Raw genomic sequence first — 4,121 nt, 5'->3', positions numbered from 1 at the left:
GCGCTTGCGCTTTTCTTATCAGGGTTATTTCATTTTTCTTTTCGCACGTCCATCAGCAGCTTTAGAGCGGGCCAATGCTTCAAGGTCGGCCTGGTCGGCAAGCTCACGATTGAATTCAACATCGATTCCATCTGATTTCATGTTTTTAGGAACCTGTGGAAGTGATGCACTATTTTTGCCGCGAGATTTTTGTCCTCTGGAACGTCCCATTCGAAAAACCCCTTTCATAATTGAAAAAGTACGGAAATGAATTATTTCCGTACTTTTAGGATTTGCCATATGTGTATTCTTAATGCCTAATATCTCTTTCCAGCTGTGTAGCCGCCAGCCCTGTCAGCCTTTTTGAATTCATGGCTGTATGTAAATTCCTGCATGCTTGATAAAGTACTTTTTGTTTTTTCCTTTTTCTTTTTTTCCATTTTGCCCACCCTTTCAAAATGATTTACTTTACCAGTATCTCCTTCTTGAAAAGTTTTAATCGAATTTATTTTCCGGAAATATCCTTTAAAGCTTCCTGGAAATAGGGGAAGCGGAATACGTAGCCAGCGCTGAGCAGTTTTTCTGGCAGGACACGCTGACCTTCCAGCACGAGGATACTCATTTCCCCGAGAAGCAGTTTTAGGATAACAGAAGGGACCGGCATCCAATGTGGTCTGTTGATAACCTTAGCCAAAATCTTTCCGAATTGATCCATTTTAACAGGTTCAGGTGCGGAGAAATTAACAGGACCAGTTAGCTGTTTATTTTCGAGCGCAAACAAAATACCGCCAACTACGTCTTCGATATGGATCCATGATAACCACTGCTTGCCAGACCCGATTTTTCCGCCGCCAAATAATTTATAGGGCAGAACCATGCGGGGCAGGGCACCGCCTTTTTTATCAAGAATAACGCCGAATCGGCAGAGTACCACCCGTACTCCTAAGATGCCCGCCTGGTTAGCCTCAGTTTCCCATCGTGCTACTGTTTCAGCGAGAAAGTCATCTCCTCCAGCAGAGATCTCAGAAAACTCTGCAGTAAGCGAGGTTCCATAGTAACCGACTGCACTAGCATTAATAAGGACTTCCGGTTTCAGCTTTAATTTTCCTATTATCCGGTTTATTTCAGACGTGGCCTGAAGTCGGCTTTCAAGAATTTCACGTTTGTATTCATCCGTCCATCTGCTGTTGATTGTGGCGCCTGCAAGATTGACGATTGCATCTATTCCTTCGAGCGCCTTCTCAGGCTGGTCGCCGTCATTGAGCCATTGAACAAATTTAGGATTCGCACTGGAATTTATTTTGCTCCGAGTTAAAATAATCACTTCATGGCCATTGCGAATCAATTCACTGCTTAATGCTTTGCCGACAAGACCGGTACCTCCCGAAATCGCGATTTTCATTATTATTCCCCCTTAAGCTCCACTACTTTTATATATTACTTCCTATCACATGATAAACCTTCTTTTAATGTGTTAAAGTTAGGTATGAGGATTGGTGGAATAAATTATTCTTGCTAAACAAGCTCTTGAGAGGTGAAATCATATGCCAATTATTTCGAAAATCTCCGTTCAGAAACATAATAAAGACCGTTATAGTATTTTTACCGACAGTGGCCGCGGTGAGGAATATGCTTTCAGTGTAGATGAAGATGTTCTCATTAAATATCAATTAAAAAAAGGGATGGAGCTTGATGATTTTGGCGTAACAGAAATGCTTTTCCAGGATGATATCCGCAAGGCATATAATATGGCCATCAACTATCTTGCACACCGGATGAGATCCGAAGCAGAAGTGCAAGACCATCTGAAGAAAAAAGAAGTGGCAGAGCCTGTCATAAAAGAAGCTATTCACAAATTACATGATTTGAAATTTTTAAATGACGAGGATTTTGCCCTTGCCTATGTCCGGACGCAAATCAATACAACGGATAAAGGGGCAGAGGTTATGAAAAAGGAATTAAAGGAAAAGGGAATACGCCCAGATATCATTTCTAAAGTAGTGGATGAGGTCTCATTCGATGACCAGCTCGAAAAGGCTATTAAGCTCAGTGAAAAATATGCCTTGAAAAATAAGAAGGATTCTTCGAGGATTTTGAAGCAGAAAATTGAACAAATGCTGCAAAGGAAAGGGTATGCCTTCCCGATCATTCGTGCAGCATTAGAGCAAACAGAAGTGGAAAAAGAAGATGACAGTGAAATGGATGCGCTCCGATATCAGGGAGAAAAACTCCATAACAAACATGTGAAGCTTCCCGCTCGTGAGTATAGACAAAAAATGAAAATGGCTTTATATCGGAAAGGATTCCCGATGGAATTAATCGATGAATTCATAGATGAGAAAGAAAATGAGGAGTAAAAAAATCATGACATGCGTCATGATTTTTTTGATTCTATCACAATTTCATCCTGATCCAGGCTGTTGATAATCATTTCTGCCACTTCTGCAGCTGACCTGAACCTGGAAGTGTCGGCTACATGGTCGCTGCCTTCCCAGAATGGAGTATCCATTCCGCCCATATAAGCGGCGACAAATCGGATTCCTGTGCCTTCATATTCCTTCTGCATGCTTTCGGTAAAGCCCCTAACAGCAAACTTGCTTGAGCAATACACAGCTTCGTTCTTCTTTCCGCGCAGCCCGGCAGTGGACACGACGTTCAGTACGATACCTTCCTTGTTCAATTCTAAATATGGAAGGATGGCTTTTGTCATTTGGATCGTTCCGAATACATTGGTCTGGAACATTCCCTCGATTTCCTGGTCGGAGATTTCAGAGAAAGGACCAAAATAGCCGACCCCAGCGTTATTGACGAGACCGTAGAGTTCGTGCTTCTTGCTAATGAGTAGTGCCTTCTCTTTTACATCCTCCAGATTTCGGATATCAAGCTCAAGGGTAGTTGCACTTCCCCCTGATTGCTCAATTTGAGCCTGAACGTCTTTTAGCTTGTCTTCGGTTCTTCCGGTTAAAATCAAATGGTAGTTTTGCTTGGCCAAAAGCAGAGAGAGTTCTCTTCCAAGGCCTGAGCCTGCTCCAGTCATGATGATCGCTTTCATGGTAGCCTCCTTAAGATAACATGCTATAATTTAGTTATATATCAAATAATCGAATGTTAAAAGCAAGAACAATCCAGGAGTGAAAAATATGAGCAGAGATAAACGTTACAGTGAGATGACAGAGTATGAATTGAACCAGGAAATCGCAAGCCTTCGTGATAAGGCAAGAAAGGCCGAGCAAATGGGAATGGCGAGCGAGCTAGCCGTATATGAACGTAAAATCGCCATGGCAAAATCCTATATGCTGAATCCAGAGGATTTCAAACCTGGAGAAATTTATCAGATTGAGGGAGATCCAGGCTCATACTTCAAGATTGATTACATGAATGGAGTGTTTGCCTGGGGAGCACGCTTAAGTGGTGAAGGAAACGAAGAAGCGCTGCCCATTTCGCTTTTGGTGAAATTGGAGCAAAACCAGGAGTAACTCCTGGTTTTACCTTTTAATGGTCCTTTATTGCTGCAGTCGTATCATCCTCACGGTGTGAAGAAGCATACATGCGTTCCTGCGGATGAGTATTGATGGTGCCGTCAGCCCTTTTTGAGGCATATTCTGCTTTTGCCCTTGGCTCACCTTCGAGCTTGTTGTTGTTTTGGTTTGGGAAGTTGGTTTCTTTATTTCGCATATTGGCCTCCGTGACGGGTAGTATTACGTGTAAGCCAAAAAGCTGCACGCATCTATAGTATTGGATAAACATAAACGTTGCATAACTATAATAAAAATTGGCAAAGGGTGAGCACCATGCATGAATATCATGAACATTTAGCCAGGCTGCTTTTGGAAAAAAACAGAGATATCACATATGAAAAGGCATTGACATGGGTGGAACTATTATGGGGCGACTTCGAAGCAACCTATGCCAAAGCCGGCCATAATTATATGGGGAGTGAGATGACTGAAAAGGTTGTCCGCCAGTGGATTGAGCATTACGGTTCCCAGCTCCATGAATTTGTTGCAAGGAACCCTAAGTATAAACATTTATTGGAGCAGGACGCAGATCAATCAAAACCTCATTAATGTGCTTTAAGAACACCATCGAGTTGTTCCAATAAGGGTCATTGAAACAACTCGATGGATGAGAAAAGCCAATCC

General features: G+C 42.3%; 8 protein-coding genes. 3 read left to right on the top strand and 5 right to left on the bottom strand.

Features of this window, described 5'->3' with window-relative positions:
* Positions 1-24 precede the first annotated feature (24 nt).
* The 3 genes from V7654_RS10755 to V7654_RS10745 all read right to left on the bottom strand — a co-directional run bounded on the left by V7654_RS10755 (position 25) and on the right by V7654_RS10745 (position 1,381).
* A complete protein-coding gene (locus tag V7654_RS10755; RefSeq protein ID WP_335377159.1) occupies positions 25-210 on the bottom strand; it encodes a YfhD family protein in 186 nt (61 codons plus the stop codon).
* A gap of 86 nt (positions 211-296) precedes the next feature.
* Positions 297-419 carry a YfhE family protein gene (locus tag V7654_RS10750; protein WP_335430334.1) on the bottom strand — a complete coding sequence of 41 codons (123 nt, stop codon included), beginning with the start codon at positions 417-419 and terminating at the stop codon, positions 297-299.
* Positions 420-484: 65 nt separating this feature from the next.
* Positions 485-1,381, bottom strand: coding sequence for a TIGR01777 family oxidoreductase (locus V7654_RS10745; RefSeq protein WP_335430333.1), 897 nt, complete (start codon positions 1,379-1,381; stop codon positions 485-487).
* A gap of 142 nt (positions 1,382-1,523) precedes the next feature.
* On the opposite strand from V7654_RS10745, the gene recX reads away from it, so the two are divergent.
* A complete protein-coding gene (gene recX / locus V7654_RS10740; protein ID WP_335430332.1) occupies positions 1,524-2,336 on the top strand; it encodes a recombination regulator RecX in 813 nt (270 codons plus the stop codon).
* Positions 2,337-2,353: 17 nt separating this feature from the next.
* Here the strand turns inward: recX and V7654_RS10735 are convergent, their stop codons facing one another.
* Entirely contained in the window at positions 2,354-3,031 is a 678-nt protein-coding gene (locus V7654_RS10735) for an SDR family NAD(P)-dependent oxidoreductase (protein ID WP_335430331.1), read from the bottom strand.
* A gap of 88 nt (positions 3,032-3,119) precedes the next feature.
* Between V7654_RS10735 and V7654_RS10730 the strand changes: the two genes are divergently transcribed.
* Entirely contained in the window at positions 3,120-3,455 is a 336-nt protein-coding gene (locus tag V7654_RS10730) for a YfhH family protein (RefSeq protein WP_335430330.1), read from the top strand.
* A 16-nt stretch (positions 3,456-3,471) separates the two neighbouring features.
* Here V7654_RS10730 and V7654_RS10725 read toward each other — a convergent pair whose 3' ends face one another.
* On the bottom strand, positions 3,472-3,654 hold the full coding sequence (locus V7654_RS10725) for a small, acid-soluble spore protein K (protein WP_335430329.1): 183 nt from the start codon (positions 3,652-3,654) through the stop codon (positions 3,472-3,474).
* 116 nt (positions 3,655-3,770) lie between these two features.
* Between V7654_RS10725 and V7654_RS10720 the strand changes: the two genes are divergently transcribed.
* Positions 3,771-4,046 carry a YfhJ family protein gene (locus V7654_RS10720; RefSeq protein ID WP_335430328.1) on the top strand — a complete coding sequence of 92 codons (276 nt, stop codon included), beginning with the start codon at positions 3,771-3,773 and terminating at the stop codon, positions 4,044-4,046.
* The last annotated feature ends 75 nt before the right edge of the window (positions 4,047-4,121 follow it).

The sequence above is a fragment of the Bacillus sp. JJ1609 genome, assembly GCF_036967045.1.
GTDB lineage: Bacteria > Bacillota > Bacilli > Bacillales > Cytobacillaceae > Mesobacillus.
The sequence above is the reverse complement of the archived record's forward strand: the minus strand, read 5'-3'. Positions and strand labels throughout refer to the sequence as shown.

Coding starts and splice junctions, on each gene's coding strand:
- V7654_RS10755 (WP_335377159.1), bottom strand. CDS start 210: ATGGGACGTTCCAGAGGACAAAAATCTCGCGGCAAAAATAGTGCATCA.
- V7654_RS10750 (WP_335430334.1), bottom strand. CDS start 419: ATGGAAAAAAAGAAAAAGGAAAAAACAAAAAGTACTTTATCAAGCATG.
- V7654_RS10745 (WP_335430333.1), bottom strand. CDS start 1,381: ATGAAAATCGCGATTTCGGGAGGTACCGGTCTTGTCGGCAAAGCATTA.
- recX (WP_335430332.1), top strand. CDS start 1,524: ATGCCAATTATTTCGAAAATCTCCGTTCAGAAACATAATAAAGACCGT.
- V7654_RS10735 (WP_335430331.1), bottom strand. CDS start 3,031: ATGAAAGCGATCATCATGACTGGAGCAGGCTCAGGCCTTGGAAGAGAA.
- V7654_RS10730 (WP_335430330.1), top strand. CDS start 3,120: ATGAGCAGAGATAAACGTTACAGTGAGATGACAGAGTATGAATTGAAC.
- V7654_RS10725 (WP_335430329.1), bottom strand. CDS start 3,654: ATGCGAAATAAAGAAACCAACTTCCCAAACCAAAACAACAACAAGCTC.
- V7654_RS10720 (WP_335430328.1), top strand. CDS start 3,771: ATGCATGAATATCATGAACATTTAGCCAGGCTGCTTTTGGAAAAAAAC.